Below are 19854 nucleotides of genomic sequence, written 5' to 3'. Positions count from 1 at the left end.
ATCAGGGCATCTTCTGAACCCATCCAGCCCCTAATCCCATAGGTTCCTAGTCCCAAAGATCTAAGGGCAGATGCCCATAGAGATCGTTAATGTCGTCGGAATCGGCAGACTGACAGGAAACTAGCACGCCGCGATGCTCACCAGGATAGGTGTCTACGTAGCACAGGCTTGATTTGGGATTGAACTTGAGATAGACCGGGCCGTCCAGCGAAACCGCTGGCGGCTGGGGTGCATAGCTAAGGGCGATCGCATATTGCTCCAGCGCCCTCCAGCCCTCTGGCTGAGAACTGGCGCAAACCCCCAGCATTTGATAATCCGAGTGCTGTGCGACCAGCTTTAGCGCCTCGCGGAGCCTCGCCTTTTCCTCAGCGGATAGCGTGGGCGCAGCAGTCTGACAATCGAACTGCTTGAGCAGACGATGAGCCTGACCGCGAGTGAGGGCGATCGCCTTAGAATCTGTCATAATCTAGCCAATCCCTGACTATGCCTTAGAGGTTTCTGGTTCGGCAGCGGCCTCAGGCTCCGCAGTTTCTTCAGCCACAGGCACTTCTGCAACAGGTTCCAGCTCAGGTTCGGGTTCAGGCGTAGGTTCGGATTCCAGTTCCGGCGTAGGTGCTTCGGTGACAGGTTCGGGTTCGGGTTCAGGCGCAGGTTCGGATTCCGGTTCAGGCGTAGGTGCTTCGGCAACAGATTCCGGCTCAGATTCGGGTTCTGGCGCAGGCACTTCAGCAACAGGTTCAGGCTCAGCAACAGGTTCGGGTTCGGGTTCCGGCTCAGATTCGGGTTCTGGCGCAGGCGCTTCAGCAGCGGGTTCAGGCTCAGCAGCGGATTCTGGTTCTGGTGCGGATGCTCCAACCACCTCTGCGACGACTTCTTCTGCGACCACTTCCTCTGTTGCTGCTTCTAGGGATGCGTCCTCGGCGGCGATTTCCTCTGACGGCGGCTCTTCAACGGGTTTCTTCTGAGTAGGCTTGGGTCCGCGCATCAGGGCTGGGCTAACCGACGGCGAAGGGCGATCGTCTCGATCACGCCCGCCTTTGCCCTTCCGACGCTGGCGATCGCCCGACCGCGAATCCTCCGATCGTTCACGCGGCGACTCATCTCGGCCAGTGCGTTCACTTTTTTTAACTGGGCGCGGCTTGTTGCTCCCGGATGGAGTGCTAGAAGACGCCGTGTTAGAAGTGTTAGAAGTAGTCTCAGACGCTTCCTGGGTCTGACGCTCAGATTTCTTGATAGGACGTTCAACCATAACGCTCAGCTATACCCTGCCGCAACAATCATTCACTATTTGTTAATCGTAACAGCGCAGGTCAAACGCAACCGTGATTCGCGCCGAGATCGGCGTTATTTTGCGATATCACCCTAGTCTGGGCTGCCAGCAGGCAACGACCTGTTGCAAGAAATTAGTCTTGTCATAAAAAAGCCGTCTAGGTCATACCGATGGGGCAAAATGCGAAGCCAGCCCTCCGGCTGTTGAAACCGGGCAGCGGGATGGTTGCTGGGCAGCGGATCGATTTTCCAATCGAGATGGGTTGCCAGGAAATGTTGCACAACGCGCTCGTTTTCGTCAGGATGCAGCGTGCAGGTGGCATAAACCAGCGTGCCACCCGGTTTGACCCAGGTGGCGACATGGCGCAGGAGTTCAGATTGCAACTGGGCAAGCTCCTGCACAGAGTCGGGCGTTTGTCGCCAGCGGGCATCGGCATGGCGGTGCAGCGTGCCCAAACCCGAACAGGGCGCATCCAGCAACACTCGGTCTGCTTGGTTAGTGAACTGGGTGAGGGTGCGACTGTCACCAGGACACAGTTGGATGCTGGTGAGTTGCAGTCGCTCGGCATTTTGCAGCACTTTTTTGAGGCGGCTGGCACTGCGATCGCCCGCCCAGATCAAACCGCGATCGCCCATCATCTCCGCCAAATGCGTCGTCTTGCCGCCCGGAGCCGCGCAAGCATCGATCACTGTTTCCCCTGGCTGCGGGTCGAGCAGCGCCGCCACAAGCTGGGCGCTGGCATCCTGCACCGACCACCAGCCCTCCGCATAGCCCGGCAGCGCCGGAATCGGCCCGCGATGGCTCCGCAGCCGCAGCGCCAGGGGAAAGCCCGCCAGCCGTTCCACGGTCACGCCTGCCGCCTGCATCGCGGCTTCCACTTGTTCCACCGATGCCCGCAGCCGATTCACCCGCAAGTCGATGCTGGGTGGCTGGTTAAACCAGGCGCAGAGCTGTTCGGCATCAGCTTCGCCAAATTGCGCGATCCACTGCTGCACGAGCCAGTCGGGCATACTGTGCAGGATGCCGATGCGCGAAACGGGGTCGGCGGGCAGCCCTAGCGGATCGCCCGACTCGCGCTCTGCGGCTTGCCGGAGGGTCTGCCGCAACAGCCCGTTGACGAATCCTGCCAGGCCGCCAAAGCCGTTTGTCTTTGCCAGATCCACCGTCGTATCGACGGCGGCGGAGGCGGGAATCTGGCTGAGATAGCGGATTTGGTAGAGTCCCAGGTGCAAAATCAGCCGGAGCAGGGGCGGCTGCTGGTCGGCAGGTTTCGTAGCAAACTGGCTAATTAGCGCATCCAGGGTGCGCCGTCGCCGCACGCATCCGTAGACGAGTTCGGTGGTCAGACGGCGATCGCGCTCCGACAGATCGCCCCAGTGCAGCCGTTTGTCCAGCGCCGCATCGGCAAATGCGCCCCGCTCTACGTCCCGCAGCGCCTCCAGGGCAACCTGCCTCAAGTTTTGGCCCACATTTTGACTCATACTGACTACCGTAGCTAAACAGCGGGTGCGAAAATCAGAGCCGCCCCCGTTTGGTTCTCAAAACCTGTTTCCTTAACACAACCCTCGATGCAGCGCTCGATAACAGGCTCGATCCGACGACCCACGCAACCTTTGTCACTTAGAACTCAGTGGCTCTGGGCGATCGCCCTCTGCACGCTGATTGCCCTCCTCTCTATGCTGAACTTTTCAGCATACTATTCGCCCCGCCTCAATTCGGATCAGGCCATTCATGTGCTAATGGCTTACGACTTGCAATTGCCAGAGGATTTCTACTTTTGGGGACAAGATCGTCTCGGCAGCCTGCTGCCAATCTTGGCTCACGGCCTGTTAAAACTCTTACCGATACGCCCGGTAGTAGCGCTGTCAATTGCTCAATATGCGATTCTGGCTGCTGGGTTTTGGATGCTTGCCCGGTTCTTCAAACAGCCGTTTATCAGCATAATTCTGGCACTAGTCTGGTTTTTACCACTCCGCTCCTTTATCGAGTTGGTGCTGCCTGCCCATCCCTATGGGCCTCAGTTCCTTATGGTTGGTGCTGCGCTGCTGCTGTGCCACCGAGTACTTGCCAAGGCGAGACCCGGTCAACCGCTGAATCAGCCCTTGACCCTGGCGGCGATCGCCCTCTGCGCGTTTCTAGCGATTTGGATTTCCGACTTTTCAGCGCTGATCTTTTTTTGTCTGGCCGTTGTGCTGGTAATGATCCGGCTGGGCGATCGCCCCACACCCGCTAACCAAACCTTCTGGCAGCGTATTGGGCTATCCCGACTCGACCTGCTGGCATTAGGTCTGGCTTCGCTGGTCGGCATTGGCTTTGTCGCCTTTGCCAAGAGTCAAGCGATGCGCCGCAATGAGAACTATGGCACCCTGAGCAGCCCCGACCAGATCTGGGCCGCCGCAACGCACCTGGCGATCGCCGCCTGGGAAACGCTTACCTTTCAGCACGGGTTTCTGCTGGGGATTCATGCCGTTCTGGTGTTGGGCAGCGTGGCAACGATGGGGTACTTGTGGATAAAGGGGCGATCGCACGCCCTCCAACTCTCGCCCTGGTTCTACTATTTTCTCGGTACCGCAATTCTCAGCTTTGCCGCGCTCCTCTGCCTTGCCTGGGTCTACCACAACCGCGTCAGCCTGCGATATTTTGTCCTGATATACCTGCTGCTCTGGCTAGCGGCGCTCAGTTTTTTGCAGTCCCTCAGCGGCCGCTGGTTTCGTCGTCTGGGGCTGCTGCTGCTGGGCACAGCATTGGTGTCCAGTTTCACCCTGCCCAACGTGCTGTCTTTCCAGCGACCACCGTCCACCATTGCCCGCCTCCAGCCGCTTCAGGCACTTGCGCCTGCCGCGTTTATTGCTCAACCCGGCGGGCCTTACCTATTCTGCGCGGTTGATCCAGAAAACCTAGACTGCACCCCCGCCAGCGTGAACTGGACAGCGTCTTGCGATGAAAATCTCAAAAATTCTCAGGAGCGGTTGACCAAAATCTCGCGGCCCCGCTGCCCTCGCTGTACTCGGCGTGCCCTCGCGGCCCCGACGATTTACGCAGTCGAGGGAAAGTGGCTGGAGGCGGCGGGTTTTACAGACGATTCATTCCCTAAGGAAATGCAGCAGTTTGGACTGTGCTTGGTGAAAGTCGGCGAGCCGATTCAGGTCAGTCACTATCAAATGGCTCCCTATAAGCGCAAAGGGCCTGCCCCGTCTCCTTGAGAGTTGCTAGGGCTTGCGCGTGTGGTTTGAGACGCTGGCTGAGCCAAATCAACGGCGAACGGCGAACAGCGACAGGTTCGACACCCAGCCCAGCAGCCGGGTTGGGCGATAGTAAAGCGTCAGGTCGGGCGGGAACAGTTGCTTAAACTCCGAGAGCGTCAGCAAGTTGAGGTTAGCCTCTTTTGCCCAAAAATCGTGTCCCAAAAGCCGCAAAATTTTCCGAAACCAGTGGGGCGGTAGCCAGTGAATCAGCGGCAAGATGGTGTGAAATTCCACTGGATACCAGCGGTTGGGCGTGGCGATATAGACCTGCTTTCCGACGCGGCAGAGCTCCTGGACAAAGGCCCGCTGCTGTGCCCGACTGCCGACGTGTTCAATGACGGCAAAGCTCACCACCAGGTCAAAGCTCTGATCGGCAAAGGGCAAATCTAGCGCGTTTGCCTGGACAAACGTTAGACCCGGAAACTCCTGTTCGAGGAAGGATGCATCCTCTAGCCCAACGGCGGTGATGCGGTCTGGATAGGGATAGGCCTTTTCAAAAAAGTTGCAGTCTTCGCGGCGATCAAGCGTCACGCCGACATCAAGGACTGTGGTGTCGGGGGTGGGCTGGGCCAGATCGAGGAGCGATCGCATCATTCGCTTGCGGGCATAGAGCGACAGCTTGCTCACCAGACCCAGCAGATTAGGCTGAACGTAGTCACTATTCCGATCTGGGACAGAAGCCCGGTTGAAGAAACTCATTCACCCCACCGGAATGATCCGGAGACTGGCTGTGAGAAAGGTTTGAACACGGCTCGCGCTGGGGCTTAGTCTGATTAGTCTGGCGGCTGTCGTAGGGAAGACGACCCCGCCCCAGCCACCTCGCGCACTCGGTAGATGGGACGACCCTGGGACTCATGATAGGTTCGCATCAGCAGCTCTGCTAGCAGCCCAAAGCAAAACAACTGCACCCCGGCCAGGAAGAGAACGACCGCGAGGATCAGCAGGGGGCGATCGCCAATGTCTTGCCCCCGCCCAAACTTGAGAAAGCCCAGATACAGTCCTACGAGCGTGCTGCTACCCATCAACACCAGCCCCCACAGCCCAAACACATGCATCGGGCGGGTTAGAAACTTTTTCATGAAGGCAATGGTGAACAGATCCATCACCACGCGAACCGTGCGCCCCAGCCCATACTTACTCTTACCAAACCGGCGGGCGTGGTGGCGCACGGGTACTTCGGTAATTCGCGCCCCTTCGATATAGGCGAGGGCAGGTAAAAAGCGGTGCAGTTCCCCGTAGAGGTTCATATCTTCTACCACCTCAGCCCGATAGGCTTTGAGGGAACAGCCATAGTCATGCAGCTTTACGCCCGTGACGGAGCCAATCAGCGCGTTGGCAATTTTGGATGGCAGCAGCCTCGTCAGCGCCGCATCTTGCCGATGTTTGCGCCATCCGCTCACTAGGTCATAGCCCTCATTGAGCTTGGCCACAAGCATGGGAATATCGGCTGGGTCGTTTTGCAGGTCACCATCCAGCGTTACGATCACCGCGCCCCGCGCATGGTTAAAGCCTGCGGCCATTGCTGCCGTCTGTCCATAATTTCGCCGCAGCAGCACGGCCCGCAAGTCGGTGCGCTGTTGTGCTAGTTGCTTCAGCAAGGCAGTGGAGCCGTCTTTGGAGCCATCATCAACGCAGACGATTTCGTAGTCCATCCCGCTGGCTCGGAGCGTGGAGGCGATCGCCTCTATCAGCCGGGGCAGGCTCTCCACTTCGTTGTAAATCGGCACCACCACCGAAAGGGCTGGCGCAGGGGGGTGGCTCTCTGCCCCATTCAGTTGCCCCTCAACCAGATGCCTATCCACCGGATGCTCATCGGCTGGATGCACCAGTTTCGGATCTTGCGAAGAAAAATGAGTCGTCATACCACCTCGGGCATCCTGAAGGCAACCTGGCTACAAACCTAGACAAACAAGTCTGGACAAAAAGTCACAAAGTACGCTGTAGGGTACTCTGTGAAGATTATTCAACACGATGGTCATTTGGGAAAGATGGTGTGCCAGCGTTGCGGACGCGCACCACCTTGCTCAGCAGGTCAAACCAAAAAGAAGACCCCATCGAAATCGCAATGCCTGTAATCAGCCAGCCCAAAATTCGCTTGGGAATCGAAATAAACAGACTGGTATTGGGCGGAAACTGTTGCAGGCGGTTGCGCTCGCTCCAGCCGATGGGCAGAGGAATGTCGTCTAGCACCGTGTCTACGGCATCGCGAATATCTGCCAGTTCTTGCTGAAGGTTGGGCGCTTCTGCGGCGGGTGCGATGGGCGTTGTATCGGGCGGCAATCCGCCAGGTTCTAGCGTGTCAAAACTGGACTCGCCAAAATTGGGAGAATTTGGAATTGGCAACGGCTGTCCAGAGGGTGGGAAGGCTTCACGAAACCGGGTAGGCGCTTGGGATGACTGGCTCAGAAGTTGGTTGGCGCTTTCGGACACCGCAGCCCGAATCGCCGAATCCCGCGACAGGCGATCGACTACAAGAAACGTGTCTGCATTGGTCGCCGCCGCCAGCAAAATGCCCAAAATAATCGCCACCCCTTTGGCATTGCGTCTGTAAACACCGGATGCTCGATCCATCGAACGATTGAACCAGTTCTCTACTTCTTGCTCGAGTTTGCGTAGCCCGTCCTGAAGCCCGTCCGACCGCATCTGCGCCTGGTTTGCTAGGATGATCAGGTTTTGCTTGAGATGGGGTGGAAGCTGACTCACGCGCGATCGCACCTGAATCACCGCATCCTCTAGCTCGGCGGGCAAATCGCCGCGATTGTTCAAGACAAGCGCCATCACCTCGCCAATGGTCGGCTCCAGCTTTTTCATTTGCACGGCCTGTTTCAGGTAAGGCAGCCGCCCCAGGATGATGTCCTGACAATGGTTGTTGTTTTTTAAGTACGCTTCGGTGCTGTCGATAAACAGGCGAATCTGCTCCGTAGCCAGATCCATGCTTCGAGACAGCGAAATCCGGTTGCTACGAAAGTCGTCGCGAATGTTGCGGAGTCGCTGCCGCAGTCCTTCAAATTCTGCTTCCAGGAGTGAGTCGTCGCCGACGCTGTTGCGGAGCGATTTGAGGATGTCTTCCACTAGTGCCAGCTTTTCTTCTCCCAATCGGCGCATCGTGTAGTCGCTAATTTTTTGAGTCAGGCTTTCGACATCTAGCTGCTGAAGGAGTGCATCGGCAAAGGTTTTGGACGGAATGTAGGAAGGGCCGCTGAACTGGTTGCCAAACACATTGCGAGCGCCCGTGACGCTGCGATAGAGCGCCCCAATATTGCGAGACACCCGGCGAAATAAGCGGGGTAACGTTCCTTTAGCTTCCTGGTTGAGCGATCGCATTAACGGGCTGCTGTACAGGTTGTCAATAAAGGTTTGATAGGTGGTGACTTCTTCTGCATTGCCCGTCAGTAAAATCTCAATGGATTTTTTCAGATGGTCGGCCCGCCATTGCAGCAACGTGCTGAGAAGTTCCTGAAGTTCTGAGGCTAGCAAGCTGAGGATAAGAAATAGAAAAATGACCCCAAGCGTAATATCAAAAATGATCGGCAGACTCATCGCGCAACCCCTCACCCTGCCCCAATGGGCGATCGCTCTAAATTAAAAACCAAGAGCCTATGAAAAAACATCAACCAAAAGCGGGCCCCCAAAACCGGAAGCCCGCCTATTAGTTTAATCGTAGTTTTTCGGCATGATACATCAAACTTGTCGCTGCCGCTGATGACGCAGACTGTGATGCAGATCGTGACGCAGATTGCAAAGCCGAATTGCAAAGCCGAACTGCGACAAGCCCAACGTAAAGCAACACAAGTTGGGCTACACCGACTGAAGCACACGGTTGGTTCGCAGACTCAACGCCACAGGTGCAGCAAGCTGAACTTGCTGCCGCGCCTGAATCACATCTGCGAGGTTTGGCATTTCTTGCCAGCAGTGCGTACAAAACCAGTAGACACGATTGTGTCGCGCATGGCGCAACAAAGGCTCGGAGCAGCAAGGGCAAAGGTTCATGGCTTTATAAGGAGCGCTTAATTATGAAGTGAGGAATACAGACAACGAGGAATGCAGGATGCAGAAAACACAGATAAAGCAGGCACAAACGCAGACAACCAGAGAAAACACCAGCCTAGACTTCAATTCCTCAACACCCGGCAAGATGCTCACGAACATCTCACACAATAAACACACCTGGAAACACACCTGGATTTTTATTGAACTTAATTAAGGACTTAGTAAGGACTTAATTAAATTGAGCCAATGAGGATTCAAATCTGCCTGAAGAAGCTGTCCGAGTAAGTTTCTTTGGCTCTCGCCGAACATCACTTCAATCGGCTAGGTCGATAAAGAAATGCGTCTAATGCGTCCAATCTAATGCGTCCAATATGTGTCTAACAGCATGTTTCTAAAACCTTCTCTTTAAGTCTAGCGTTTAACAAAAATCTGAAAAGTTTCTAGAGGAACACAATCGAATTTTCAGAGTTCGTCCCTGAGGAAGATTCTAAAGGACGCGAATTACCGCCCTCTCTGCCGAACCCCAAGCAGTCCGAGACTCACAAGCTTAGTCTTGCGTTCTTAATTTCGCAGTCTTGGTCAGAAAAATTTGACTTCCTAGACTTGAACTATTCCAGAATCAGACTATTTCCAATGAAGATGAAAACGGATAAGAAAGGACAAGGGATAGAAGTTTTTCAGAATGGCTCGACTTAGCTGGCCGATAGAAGGCTAGTTGATAGACGGCTGATTGACAGATAAAAAATACGATTTGGTTCAATCGAGATCAATCTCACAATCAACCTAAGAATCAATCACGCAAGATAATGCTCAGTCCTGTCCTCCACTTATCATTGTTGAACATAATTAATAGACGGGCAAGACTTCTAAAGAAAATGTTACAAGCTTCGTTATGGGAGTTTACGCTTTGAACATCAATTGATTTGCTTCTTGATTTGCTCCTGTTAAGGCAAGATTTAAATATTTTGTATAGAGTTTGGAGCGTCTGCTCTCTAGGCTGCGACTAAAATCTGGCATTTGTAAGTCATGTGCAAAAAATGGATTGCTCAGGCGATAAAATTTGTATCATTTAAGACGCAAAATTGGTATCGATTTGTACGAATTAATAGTCAGGTGACTTCCGCAATTTGTTAGAAATTGCATCCAGAATTTGCGGATGCCGATGCTGCTCTGGCCGCGTCCGCAGGATGGCGTAACGCTTTATTTCAGAAACGCTGTTTTTCCTGTCATATCCTGAGTGTTGTGCTACGCGAAAATAATGATTGTGCTAGGCGAAAATGCAGAATTTTCGCAAAAGTAGAACGTATCCCTTTGAACCCATCGGGTTGCATCCTGATGTTGCGCGTCGAGTTTTGCCCGTTGAATTTTGCGTTTGGAGAAACTCGCGCTACTCTGAAAAGCCAGGATGTGAATTAACTGGACGCTACCAAGACTCTACAAAAAAGATTAGAAAAGATTAGGACAGATCAGGACTGCACATGACAACGTACGACTGGATTGTGGTTGGGAGTGGGGTTGCCGGATCGGCACTGGCCTACGAGTTAGTCAAACTGGGGAGTTCTGTGCTGCTGCTAGAGCAGTTTGCTGCGCCCAAGAATGGAACACGCTATAGCTATGGTGGGATTGCCTACTGGTCGGGTAATACTCCCCTGACTCAGCAGCTTTGCCAGGAAGGAGTTGAGATTCATCGCCAGTTGTCGGACGAGCTGGAGGGAGACACGCAGTTTCGTGAACTCAACCTGGTGCTTGTGATTGAGCCAGGAGAAGATGTAGAGGCGATCGCCCAGTCCTATCGCTCTTGCTGGATTCCGCCACAGCCCATCAGCGTAGAATTTGCCTGCGAACTAGAGCCACTGCTGAACCCGGCGGCGTTGGGTGGAGCGCTGCACACCACACATGGCCACGTCAGCCCTGAGGCAACGACCCTGGCCTATCAGCAGGCGTTTCAGCGGCTGGGCGGCGAGATGCGGCTGGCGCAGGTGACGGGTTTTGTGCGGGAGGGCGATCGCGTGACGGGCGTGACGACCCCAGAAGGCAATCTGAGCGCTGCTGGGGTCATCGTCAGCGCTGGGGGTTGGACTCGCACCCTACTGCGCCAGGCAGGGCTATCAGTGCGGATCTACTTCTCTCAGGCAGAGCTAATTGAAACACCGCCGAATACGCCGACTCAAACGCGCACGCTGATCATGCCTGCTGCGCTAAAACGCTTTGAGCAGGAGGCCGCGGCTGGCGCAGCAGATGCACGGTGGAATCAGCCCAATCAGGAAGTCGTGCCGCCCATTTTGGATGAAGGCGTGATTCAGTTCAAAGACGGGCGGATTCGGATTGGTCAGATAACGCGCATGATCAGCAGCTTGGAGCCGGAGGTTGATGCGGCGGCCAGCGAGTCTGCGCTGCGCCAGTCCGTGGGGCGGTTCTTGCCCAGCCTTAAGGAGGTTCCGGGAACCTGGAGTCGCTGTCCTGTGGCGTTTAGTGGCGATCGCCTGCCGCTGATTGGCCCGGTTCCTGGCGCGGAGGGAATTCATCTTTTCTCTGGGTTTAGCAATCCCTTTGCGATCATGCCGCCGCTCGCCCGCCGCTATGCCCGCCATCTGGTGGAACAGCCCGATCCGCTGCTGGAGGATCTCAGTCCGGGGCGGTTTGAGGCGTAGTCTCGATTCTTGATTTTGGGTTTGCGATTTTGGAGGGCCAACAAAAAAGCCACCCTCGCGGCGTGGCTTTGAGGAGCATATTCAGGAGGTTTATAGACGTTCTGGCTAGGCGAGGAGCTTGGTTGTTAGCTAGTTGTCTATGTCCTTCAGTATGCGGGGTTCGACCCTTTTAGCCAGTGACATGGGCGAACCCAACGGGGTGATTGTGACAGGGCGATCGCGTGATTTGCGTCACCATGAACCGCAAATCCAAAATCGCAAATCCAAAATCGAGAAATTAGCCCACCAGTTCAAACTGAATGCCGTGGCTCTGGCGAAAGTCGTGGGTCTGGTGGTCGGTGAGGTTGGTATCGCTGAGTTCCAGGTTATAGAAATCCACCGTGTCCTGGTCGAAGTAGGGGCCCGCGTGCCAGGTGCCTAGGTTCAGCTTGATAAAGCAGGTGCCAGGAATGTGGAAAGCGGCGATCGCCTCCAGTTCCGGCTGATCCAATTCCGACGGCGGCGCAACCGCAATGAACCAATCCTTGCCCTCCAGCGCCCCCAGACATTGGGTACACTGCCGATGGCGAGTAATGCGGGAAAACTGCCGTCCGCGCTGGTGCAGCCGCATAATATAAAACCGGGGAATGCCCCGATCCAAACAAAGCTGAGCATCCTCGGGCCCGAATCGGGCCCCATCAGGACTGGCAAAAATCACCTGTCCAAACGGCCGAAATGCCTCCGCCGAAATGGGCTGCACCACAAGCTGACGAACAACTGACGTTGGCATGGGTCAAACTCCCTGTCTTTTCTAGTCCTCCGACTTCAAATCCCGCTCCATGAGCGCCTCCACTGCCTGCTGCGGCGTGATTTGCTCATTTAACAGCAGATAGACTTGGTGGGCAATCGGCATGGGGATTTGCTCCCGCTGCGCTAGGTCAAAAAGGACGTTTGCTGTATTCACACCCTCGGCCGTCCCCTCTAGGTCTGCCAGCACCCGCGACAGAGAAAACCCCTGGGCAAGCTGATAGCCGACCTGGTAGTTGCGGCTGAGGGGGCTATTGCAGGTGGCCAGCAGGTCGCCCAACCCCGACAGACCAAAGAACGTATCGGTTTCGCCGCCCAGATAGGTGCCGACGCGGATGATTTCTGCTAGGGCGCGGGTAATCAGGGCAGATTTGGCATTGGTTCCCAGTTTCAGCCCGTCGCACACGCCCACGGCGATCGCAATCACGTTTTTTAGCGTGCCGCCCAGTTCAGTGCCCAGCGGATCGGTATTGGTGTAGACCCGGAAGCGCTCGGAGGCAAACACCCGCTGCACAAACTGCGCCGCTGCCGCATCACTGCTAGACACTACCGTTGCCGCCGGGAGGTCTTGCATGATTTCCTTGGCCAGGTTGGGGCCCGAGAGGACGGCGATCGCCTGCTGCGGCAGCGCATCCCGCCAGAGTTGGGTGGGCGTGCGCCCGGTTTCTGGATCAAGCCCTTTGGTGGCGCTGACTAGGATAGTCGCCGGGTCTATTCCGATTTGTCCCAAACGCGGTGCCAATTCCACCACGCCCTTAATCGACATCGCAGACACCAAAATTTCAGCCCCGATTAGGCTGTCTTCGATGGGCGCATGAAACCGCCGCGACCAGCGCCGCACCCGATGCCCATTACGCTCTGCCAGCGTGGCCAGAGTGCCGCCCCAAGCTCCAGCCCCCAACACTGTCAGATTCACGGTCGGTCGAAGGGGTACTGGCTTGGGCAGGCTTGCAGCAGACACGCTTTCCACAGAAAAATTCGCAGGCTGAGCCGTCATAGGAGCCGTCCGCCCAACCAAACCGTGCAGGAGAGAATCCGTTCCACCCAGCTGCTGTTTGCGAACGGTAGGGCTGAGAGATCGACGGGTGCAGGAATCATCTCGCCTCGCCAGTCGAGCAGTTGCACGATCAGCAGGTAGGCAATGCTCAGCAAAATGGCGATCGCCCCTGTAATCACCGCTACCACTTTAGATCGATCCATTGCGCCACGCCTCACATGCTATCGAAGGGGTTTGTTTAAGCGGTCTGTTCAAGAAGGCTGTTCAAAATCCCTGCCGGAGGGACTTGATCTGGGGGTTCTGTCAAGTCTGCGATCGCCCAGAACCCAGCACCAGAGAAAGCTTTACCTGGTGCAATGCTCCACTTTGTTCAGCCATCCACTTTTTCGATCTGGTCGCGGATATCGTTGAGGTCAATGTACTTATCCGTTACATTTCGCAGTTCGCGGGCAATCATGCCCTCAGTAGACACGACTGTAATATGGGTGCTTTTGGAGCGGAGCAGTTCAATCGCCCGCTCAAAGTCGCCATCGCCGCTAAAGAGGATCACCCGGTCATATTGATCGACCGTATTGAACATATCGATTACGATTTCCACATCTAGGTTTGCTTTCTGGGAATAGCGCCCGGAGTTGTCGTCGTAATACTCTTTCAGAATTTTAGTTCGCACGGTGTATCCCAGGCTAATCAGCGCATCTCGAAACCCGCGCTGATCCTGCGGATCTTTCAGCCCGGTGTACCAGAAAGCGTTGATTAACTCTACGTCGGGATCACTTGTGAAATAATCCAGGACTCGGCGCGGGTCGAAGAACCAGCCATTTTTTTGTTGAGCATAGAACATATTGTTCCCATCAACAAAAATCGAAAGGCGGCTAACAGATGACATAGAAGTTAAAACCTAAAAATTAGGGAGCTTAGAGAATTGGAGTTTATGGCTTAACTTTGGTCAGGGGCTGAGCGAAGCAGGCACAATCTACTCCAGCGGAGATTCCTGAGCGGCATAAATAAAATTTAAAGACTTCTAGAAAGCTGGGGGCTGATAAATGCTCTCAGTATAGCAACTGCGCCCAGCGCCGCTGTTTTTCAACGTACAGGAATGCCCTATCCAAGTCAGCTTTGCGTCTGCTGCAAACCCTAGGAAAGCTTATCCCAGAGTCTTTTCGGTCATTTGGCGCAATCCGAATGACTTCCCATCTTAGCCCCAAGATTCAGCCCTGAGACACAGGTGACACACCTCAGCCGATCTGGAAAGCACATGCTGAAGGTGATAGAGGGGAACTGAGGAGGGCGATCGCCCGCTCTCCCGCTGCTACCCCAGTGGCGTTCCTGATTCATCGACTAAAATTTATCGACTAAAATTCATCGACTAGATACGAACACCAGTCACTCCAGCTTCCAGCATAAAGCTTGCTCTGGTTGCCCCGCCCCGCCATCTCCAGCGACAGCAGGTTGACACAAGCCGTCACGCCAGAGCCGCAGTAGACAATAATCTCCTCTACCTCGTCAATCTCGTTGGTATCGGTATCGGTATCGGCATTGGTCTTGGTCTTGGATAAATTCTGCCAGCGCTGACGCTGCGCCTCAACGGAGAGTACCCTGCCCCGATCATCTGTCACGCCCTGCCAGGGATAGTTGACTGCGCCAGGGATATGCCCGGCAATCGGGTCGATGGGTTCGCGCTCTCCTCGATAGCGATCGCCCTCCCGCGAATCCACCAGCACCACGCCTGCTTGATCTTTGCGCTGCTTCACCGTTTCAATGTCTACCACCATCTCTGGGCGTAGCGCGGGCACAAACTGCCCTGCCTGCCGTGGAGGACTGGGCGCAGTCGCCACTGTCACAGGATGTCCCGCTGCCTGCCAGTGCGCGAAGCCGCCATCTAGCACCGCCACCCGATCGTGCCCCAAATACCGCAGCAGCCACCAAAACCGAGACGCAAAGCCTAGCCGCGAGTCATCATAGGCAATCACCCAGGTTTCGCCGCGAGTAATGCCCGCTGCCGCCAGGGTTTGCGCCAGTGCGTCTGGGTGAGGCAGGGGATGGCGGCCGCCGTGGCGCTGCACGGGCCCCGACAGGTCAGCATTCAGGTCAAAATACACCGCACCCGGAATGTGGCTCTGATGATATTGCCGCCGCCCCAGGTCTGGCTCCATCAGCGAAAACCGACAGTCGGCGATCGCCACTCCCGGATCATCTAGATGAGCCAACAGCCAGTCTGTGGTCACGATAGCGGTAGGGATAGGAACGGGATCGGGGGAAATCTCGTGTGAAATATTTCGTGAAATCTCGTCAGTCATTCAAGTCATTCAAATGTATATTTTCTGTTTGAGGTAAATCTGGTTGGGCACACCCTGGGTGTTGGGTACATTGGGCGATCGGCAGGGCACAGATAGAATAAAACAGGCATAGAGCACCGGCAACTGGGGCGATCGCCACCCAGAGATTCGCCGCAAATCCGTTACCTCTGGTCACCTCGACAGATACTTAGAAGAAATCTCTAAAATACAAGTGGTTCATCTCCCGCCCGTCTCTGGTCATGCTGGGGCATTAAAAACGCTTCCAGCCAAAACAGCGAATTGAAGATTCGTAGTTTAGATATCATTCAAGACTGCGATACATTGATTTGCTTTTCTTGCTGTTCTCGTCGCTTTCATTTGAGTTTTCAATCAGTTTTTTAATTAATCCTACAGAGAGGAGCTGCCCCTCGGCTGTTTCCTGGTGTTGCAGTATGAAGCTCGAAAACCCTTTAACCTTCTGATTTTCGGAAAATTCAGCGTTGCACAGACTACAATTCAGGCTTCGGTCTAGCCCTCCAGTCTAGAACTATAAATTTTGTTACCTCCCTGACGGTATTGTTAAGCCTTAAGTGCAGAAAATCTCCGTAAAAAACCTGATCTCTGGTGTTCAGTCATTCAACATACTGAAAGTAATCATGAGCTATTCGAGCGTCTTGCCCAAGATCGACACATAGAAACTCTGCGCTCCAAAATCTTCTTAGCCCCTCCAGTGAGCGAAAGCGAGATCTTCCTGTGAACTACTCTGATTCTGAAAAGCCTAAAATTCTTGTTGTAGACGACCACCCGTCCAGCCGCATGACAGCGGTTGCGCTTTTATCAGTGGAAGGCTATGACGTGCTAGAGGCAGACAGCGGCGCTGCCGCGCTGAACTGTGTAGCACAGGCCAATCCAGACCTGATTCTGCTAGATGTGATGATGCCAGGGATGGATGGCTACGAGGTTTGCCGCCATCTCAAGCAGGATGAACACACCCGCCTGATTCCGGTTGTCTTTGTCACCGCGCTGAACGATCGCCGCGCCCGACTGCGAGGCATTGAGGCCGGCGGCGATGATTTTTTGTCGAAGCCGTTTGATCAGCTAGAACTCTCGGCCCGCGTGAATTCTTTGGTGCGCCAAAAGCGGCTGAACGAGGATCTGGATCATGCAGGGCAGGTGCTATTTTCGATCGCCCGCACGATTGAGAGTCGAGATCCCAATACGGGCGACCACTGCGAGCGGCTAGTGCAACTGGGCAAGGCGTTTGGCGAGTTTCTAGGCCTCTCGCGGACGGAAGTGCGCGACCTGATGTGGGGCGGATATCTGCACGACATTGGCAAGGTCGGGATTCCGGATGCAGTGCTGCTAAAGGTGGGTCAGCTTTCTCCCGAAGAATGGATTATCATGCGCCAGCATGTGCTGATTGGTGAGCGCATCTGCCAACCGCTGCGAACGATGCAGGGAGTGGTTCCCATTATCCGCCATCACCATGAACGATGGGATGGGTCGGGATATCCAGATGGGCTGAAGGGCAATGAGATTCCCTACCTGGCTCAGATTTTCCAGCTAATCGATATCTACGACGCGCTGACTAGCGAGCGCCCCTATAAATCAGCCTTTTCACCCGAAGAAGCATTGAAAATCATGATTGAGGAAACGTCCAAAGGGTGGCGTAATCCTGACCTGATGGACAAGTTTGCATCCTTTATTGGCGCAAGGGCGATCGCCGCTTAGCCCAGCAAGCTGCCTCAGCTCTAGCAAGCTACCTCAACTAACGAGTTGTTAGCAAGGGCGATCGCCGCTTAGCCCAGCAAACCATAGGATTCTGACGGTTCCCCAGTCGTGGCGGTGCGTGTGCAAAATGCGCGTGCAAAACTTGATAACTGCTCATGTCATAATCAAGCGGGATCAAGCGGGCCTGAGCGCTGCGGTACGACTGAACTTCGTCGCATCAGCGCTCAAGACGCTGCCGCTAGGCAAGGCATGATAAGGCACGCATGAAAAGACTGGTTTCGATTCTCGTTAGCGGCGTGATTCTGCTGCTGATCTACTGGAAGATTGACTTCGCTGGGCTGATCCGCGTGTTTCGCGAGTGCGATCGCCCGTGGATGGGCATCAGCCTGGGCATGGTGATTCCACTGACGATGCTGACGGCGGGACGACTGCAAATGCTGATGCCTGGGATGGAGGGTAAGGGTCATAGGCCGGAGCCTGAGTTGATCCCCAATCCCTGGGATTTGAAACCCGATCCCGCCCGCCTCAGCTTTTGGGAGGCAAATCAGCTAATCCTGGCGGCGAGTTCGCTGAATATGGTGCTGCCGTCGAAGATGGGCGACATCGCCAAAGCGTACTTCATGCGCGATCGCGGGCATTTGACGGGTTCGCTGGCGCTATCGCTGGTGGTGTTTGAAAAAGCCTGCGATATGCTGTCGCTGCTGCTGTGGTGCGTGTTTGGGCTGCTGCTCTATCCACAAAAAGACTGGCTGTTTTGGGTGATGACGGTGAGCGTGCTGGGCGGGCTGGTGCTGGGGCTGTTGCTGCTGGGCTGGCCGCAGTTTGCCCAGTTTTTCTTTCGGCAGGCAGAGCAGATTGCGCCGAAAAAGATGGGTAAGAAGCTGGTGACGCTGAGCCATTCTTGGCAGGAGATGCACGATTACTTTTGGGGCGATCGCCGCCAGCTCGCCAAGATTTCAGCGATGTCAATCTTCATCTGGTTTTTGCACCTGCTGCAAATCTGGTTTTTCATTCTGGCGCTCAAGGCATGGGTGCCGTTCATTACGAACCTGGCGCTGTCGCCGCTGGCGATTTTGGCGGGGCTGCTGCCGCTGACGTTTGCGGGCGTGGGCACGCGAGACGCGGCGCTGATTTTGTTTTATGCGCCTTATTTCAACGCAGCGACGGCGGCGGCGCTGGGGGTGCTGTGTACGTCGCGCTATTTCCTTCCGGCGATCGCCGGCCTACCCTTCCTCGGACAATATCTCAGCGTCGCGCGGGAGATTCGTCGGGGCTGAGGACGGCTTCTGCTGGAGGGGCTGCGACTTAGCGGGTCGTTGAACGCGCCACAGGCGATCGCCCTCTGTATCCGGAGCATGGGGATCGCGATAGGCGACTTTGAGCCGATAGCCCCGACTTTCTAGAGAATCTCGCAGTTTTTCTGAAGGATTGAGCAAAAAGACAGGTCTATAGCCCCGCGCCACCTCAAAGCGATCGCGATCTCTTACGAGTTGCAGGCGCACATGGGCATCGAGCCGACGGTTAAAGGCGAGAATGGCGCTGGGATGACGATCGGCAATCACCAGCGGTTTAGCCTCGCGGTTAATCATCTCCGCCACTGGCAGATAGTAGGCGCTGCGGGAAACGCTTTTGTTCCACCACAGATCGGAGTTGGCGCTGTCGAGGTTGCTGCTCAGGGCGATCGCCATGAGAATACCCAGCACCCCGCGCCATAGCCAGTTTTGCCAGGACTGGGGACGCACCAGCGCTTGAGTAAACAGGGAAGCCAGCGCCAGTTGCAGCCCGACATAAGACGGAATCAGGTAGCGGATGCGAATCGTGCGCGAACCACCCAACAGCACATCCGGCAGCGCCAGCCCCAAAAACGGCACCGCCACCAGCAGCAGCACCAGCAGCCAGCAGCGCGGCACTGTCTGGCGACACAGCACCACCAGCGCCCACACCACCAGCAGCACCAGCAGCAGGTTTGCAGCGGCCAGATCGATGCCCACCAGGGAACGACTCGGCCCCAAAAACCAGCGGTTGATCAGGTAGTCAAGGGAAATCACTTCCTTGAGCGAGGCGGTCGTGTCGCGGATGCGGTCAGCCCGCAGCACCAGCAGCACCATCCACGGCGACAAAGACAGCAGCGCCGCCCCCGCTGCCAGCCCATATGCGCGGGCATTCGCCGTCAGTCGTCGCTTTTCCAACACTTGCTCAACGCCGACCACGTAGAGAAAATGGGCGATCGCCACCAGCGCAAACAAAAGCTGTGTGTAAAACCCCAGCGCCACGCTCAGCCCGTAAATCGCCCAACTCTGCCCACTGCGAACCCGCAGCGCCCGCAGCAGCGCCGCGCTCGACATCACGATGCACAGCGTCCACAGGCTATAGGGCCGCGCCTCCTGAGCGTACAAAATATGCAGCGGCGTGATGGCAAACAGCCCCAAACTGACCCACGCCGCCGCTCGTGATTGAAACAGCTCCAGCGCCAGCCAAAACACGCAGGGAAGCGCCAGCACGCCAAACACCGCCGACAATCCCCGCACCGCCCCCGCTCCGCTGCCAAACAGCTCCATCCAGCCGCGCACACCCAAAAAGTACAGCGGCGTATGCTCGGCATTGCCCATCAGCGCCTCTAGCGTGTGCCCCCAGCCGTTTTCTGGCTCCAGGCTTTGATAGCGCATCACCGTCTCCGGCGAAATCACCGCCCCTGTAAACTGTTCGTCCACAAACTCCACGCTGGTATGACCAGAGGATCGCAGCGAGGTCAGCGCTTCGTCCGTCCAGTAAACCTTTTGGCCCAGGTTAACAAAGCGAAAGACGATGCCAGCGATCACCAGCGCGATGACGGCATAACGGAGCCAAACGGGAACTTTTGGGGTCAGCAGTTGACCCTTGGAAACCGGCGTTTCGGTTGTGTGCATAG

At 55.6% G+C, this 19854-nt stretch carries 17 protein-coding genes; 4 read left to right on the top strand and 13 right to left on the bottom strand.

Going from position 1 to position 19854, the window contains the following annotated elements:
* Positions 1-46: 46 nt before the first annotated feature.
* The 3 genes from O77CONTIG1_RS09000 to O77CONTIG1_RS08990 form a co-directional block, all read right to left on the bottom strand.
* Entirely contained in the window at positions 47-463 is a 417-nt protein-coding gene (locus O77CONTIG1_RS09000) for a DUF1824 family protein (RefSeq protein WP_068509905.1), read from the bottom strand.
* A gap of 18 nt (positions 464-481) precedes the next feature.
* Positions 482-985, bottom strand: coding sequence for a hypothetical protein (locus O77CONTIG1_RS25460; protein ID WP_068509903.1), 504 nt, complete (start codon positions 983-985; stop codon positions 482-484).
* Between the two features lie 377 nt (positions 986-1362).
* Positions 1363-2751, bottom strand: a complete 1389-nt coding sequence (locus O77CONTIG1_RS08990) for a 16S rRNA (cytosine(967)-C(5))-methyltransferase (RefSeq protein WP_068509902.1) — start codon at positions 2749-2751, stop codon at positions 1363-1365.
* Between the two features lie 132 nt (positions 2752-2883).
* Between O77CONTIG1_RS08990 and O77CONTIG1_RS08985 the strand changes: the two genes are divergently transcribed.
* On the top strand, positions 2884-4473 hold the full coding sequence (locus O77CONTIG1_RS08985) for a hypothetical protein (RefSeq protein ID WP_156435082.1): 1590 nt from the start codon (positions 2884-2886) through the stop codon (positions 4471-4473).
* A 48-nt stretch (positions 4474-4521) separates the two neighbouring features.
* Here the strand turns inward: O77CONTIG1_RS08985 and O77CONTIG1_RS08980 are convergent, their stop codons facing one another.
* The 3 genes from O77CONTIG1_RS08980 to O77CONTIG1_RS08970 all read right to left on the bottom strand — a co-directional run bounded on the left by O77CONTIG1_RS08980 (position 4522) and on the right by O77CONTIG1_RS08970 (position 8055).
* Complete coding sequence (locus O77CONTIG1_RS08980) at positions 4522-5214, bottom strand: class I SAM-dependent methyltransferase (protein ID WP_068509898.1); 693 nt, start codon at positions 5212-5214, stop codon at positions 4522-4524.
* A 74-nt stretch (positions 5215-5288) separates the two neighbouring features.
* On the bottom strand, positions 5289-6377 hold the full coding sequence (locus tag O77CONTIG1_RS08975; protein ID WP_084782412.1) for a glycosyltransferase family 2 protein: 1089 nt from the start codon (positions 6375-6377) through the stop codon (positions 5289-5291).
* Between the two features lie 97 nt (positions 6378-6474).
* Complete coding sequence (locus tag O77CONTIG1_RS08970) at positions 6475-8055, bottom strand: hypothetical protein (RefSeq protein WP_068509897.1); 1581 nt, start codon at positions 8053-8055, stop codon at positions 6475-6477.
* 1928 nt (positions 8056-9983) lie between these two features.
* Here O77CONTIG1_RS08970 and O77CONTIG1_RS08960 point away from each other — a divergent pair.
* A complete protein-coding gene (locus O77CONTIG1_RS08960) occupies positions 9984-11156 on the top strand; it encodes an NAD(P)/FAD-dependent oxidoreductase (RefSeq protein ID WP_068509892.1) in 1173 nt (390 codons plus the stop codon).
* Positions 11157-11433: 277 nt separating this feature from the next.
* On the opposite strand, the gene O77CONTIG1_RS08955 is transcribed toward O77CONTIG1_RS08960, so the two are convergent.
* From O77CONTIG1_RS08955 to O77CONTIG1_RS24380, 6 genes are all read right to left on the bottom strand, one after another.
* Entirely contained in the window at positions 11434-11925 is a 492-nt protein-coding gene (locus O77CONTIG1_RS08955; RefSeq protein WP_068509890.1) for an ureidoglycolate lyase, read from the bottom strand.
* 21 nt (positions 11926-11946) lie between these two features.
* Complete coding sequence (locus O77CONTIG1_RS08950; RefSeq protein WP_084782410.1) at positions 11947-12939, bottom strand: NAD(P)H-dependent glycerol-3-phosphate dehydrogenase; 993 nt, start codon at positions 12937-12939, stop codon at positions 11947-11949.
* Complete coding sequence (locus tag O77CONTIG1_RS08945) at positions 12936-13142, bottom strand: hypothetical protein (RefSeq protein ID WP_068509887.1); 207 nt, start codon at positions 13140-13142, stop codon at positions 12936-12938. The genes O77CONTIG1_RS08950 and O77CONTIG1_RS08945 overlap by 4 nt, the downstream gene beginning before the upstream one ends.
* Before the next feature lie 167 nt (positions 13143-13309).
* The gene (locus O77CONTIG1_RS08940; RefSeq protein WP_068509885.1) at positions 13310-13825 is read right to left on the bottom strand and encodes an NYN domain-containing protein; all 516 of its coding nucleotides are present in this window, start codon (positions 13823-13825) and stop codon (positions 13310-13312) included.
* Positions 13826-14291: 466 nt separating this feature from the next.
* Entirely contained in the window at positions 14292-15164 is an 873-nt protein-coding gene (locus O77CONTIG1_RS08935) for a sulfurtransferase (protein WP_286132635.1), read from the bottom strand.
* Positions 15165-15245: 81 nt separating this feature from the next.
* Positions 15246-15392 (bottom strand): hypothetical protein, encoded by a 147-nt coding sequence (locus O77CONTIG1_RS24380; RefSeq protein ID WP_156435080.1) that lies wholly within the window; start codon positions 15390-15392, stop codon positions 15246-15248.
* A 576-nt stretch (positions 15393-15968) separates the two neighbouring features.
* Between O77CONTIG1_RS24380 and O77CONTIG1_RS08930 the strand changes: the two genes are divergently transcribed.
* Both O77CONTIG1_RS08930 and O77CONTIG1_RS08925 read left to right on the top strand, forming a co-directional pair.
* Positions 15969-16946 (top strand): two-component system response regulator, encoded by a 978-nt coding sequence (locus O77CONTIG1_RS08930; protein ID WP_068509883.1) that lies wholly within the window; start codon positions 15969-15971, stop codon positions 16944-16946.
* Positions 16947-17209: 263 nt separating this feature from the next.
* Positions 17210-18223: a lysylphosphatidylglycerol synthase transmembrane domain-containing protein gene (locus tag O77CONTIG1_RS08925; RefSeq protein ID WP_068509881.1), complete on the top strand. Its 1014-nt coding sequence runs from the start codon at positions 17210-17212 to the stop codon at positions 18221-18223.
* On the opposite strand, the gene O77CONTIG1_RS08920 is transcribed toward O77CONTIG1_RS08925, so the two are convergent.
* Positions 18170-19852, bottom strand: a complete 1683-nt coding sequence (locus O77CONTIG1_RS08920; protein ID WP_068509880.1) for a glycosyltransferase family 39 protein — start codon at positions 19850-19852, stop codon at positions 18170-18172. The genes O77CONTIG1_RS08925 and O77CONTIG1_RS08920 overlap by 54 nt on opposite strands.
* Positions 19853-19854 lie beyond the last annotated feature (2 nt).

Source organism: Leptolyngbya sp. O-77 (assembly GCF_001548395.1).
Lineage (GTDB): Bacteria > Cyanobacteriota > Cyanobacteriia > Elainellales > Elainellaceae > Thermoleptolyngbya.
Note: the sequence above shows the minus strand (reverse complement) of the source record. Positions and strands in the feature narration are given on the sequence as shown.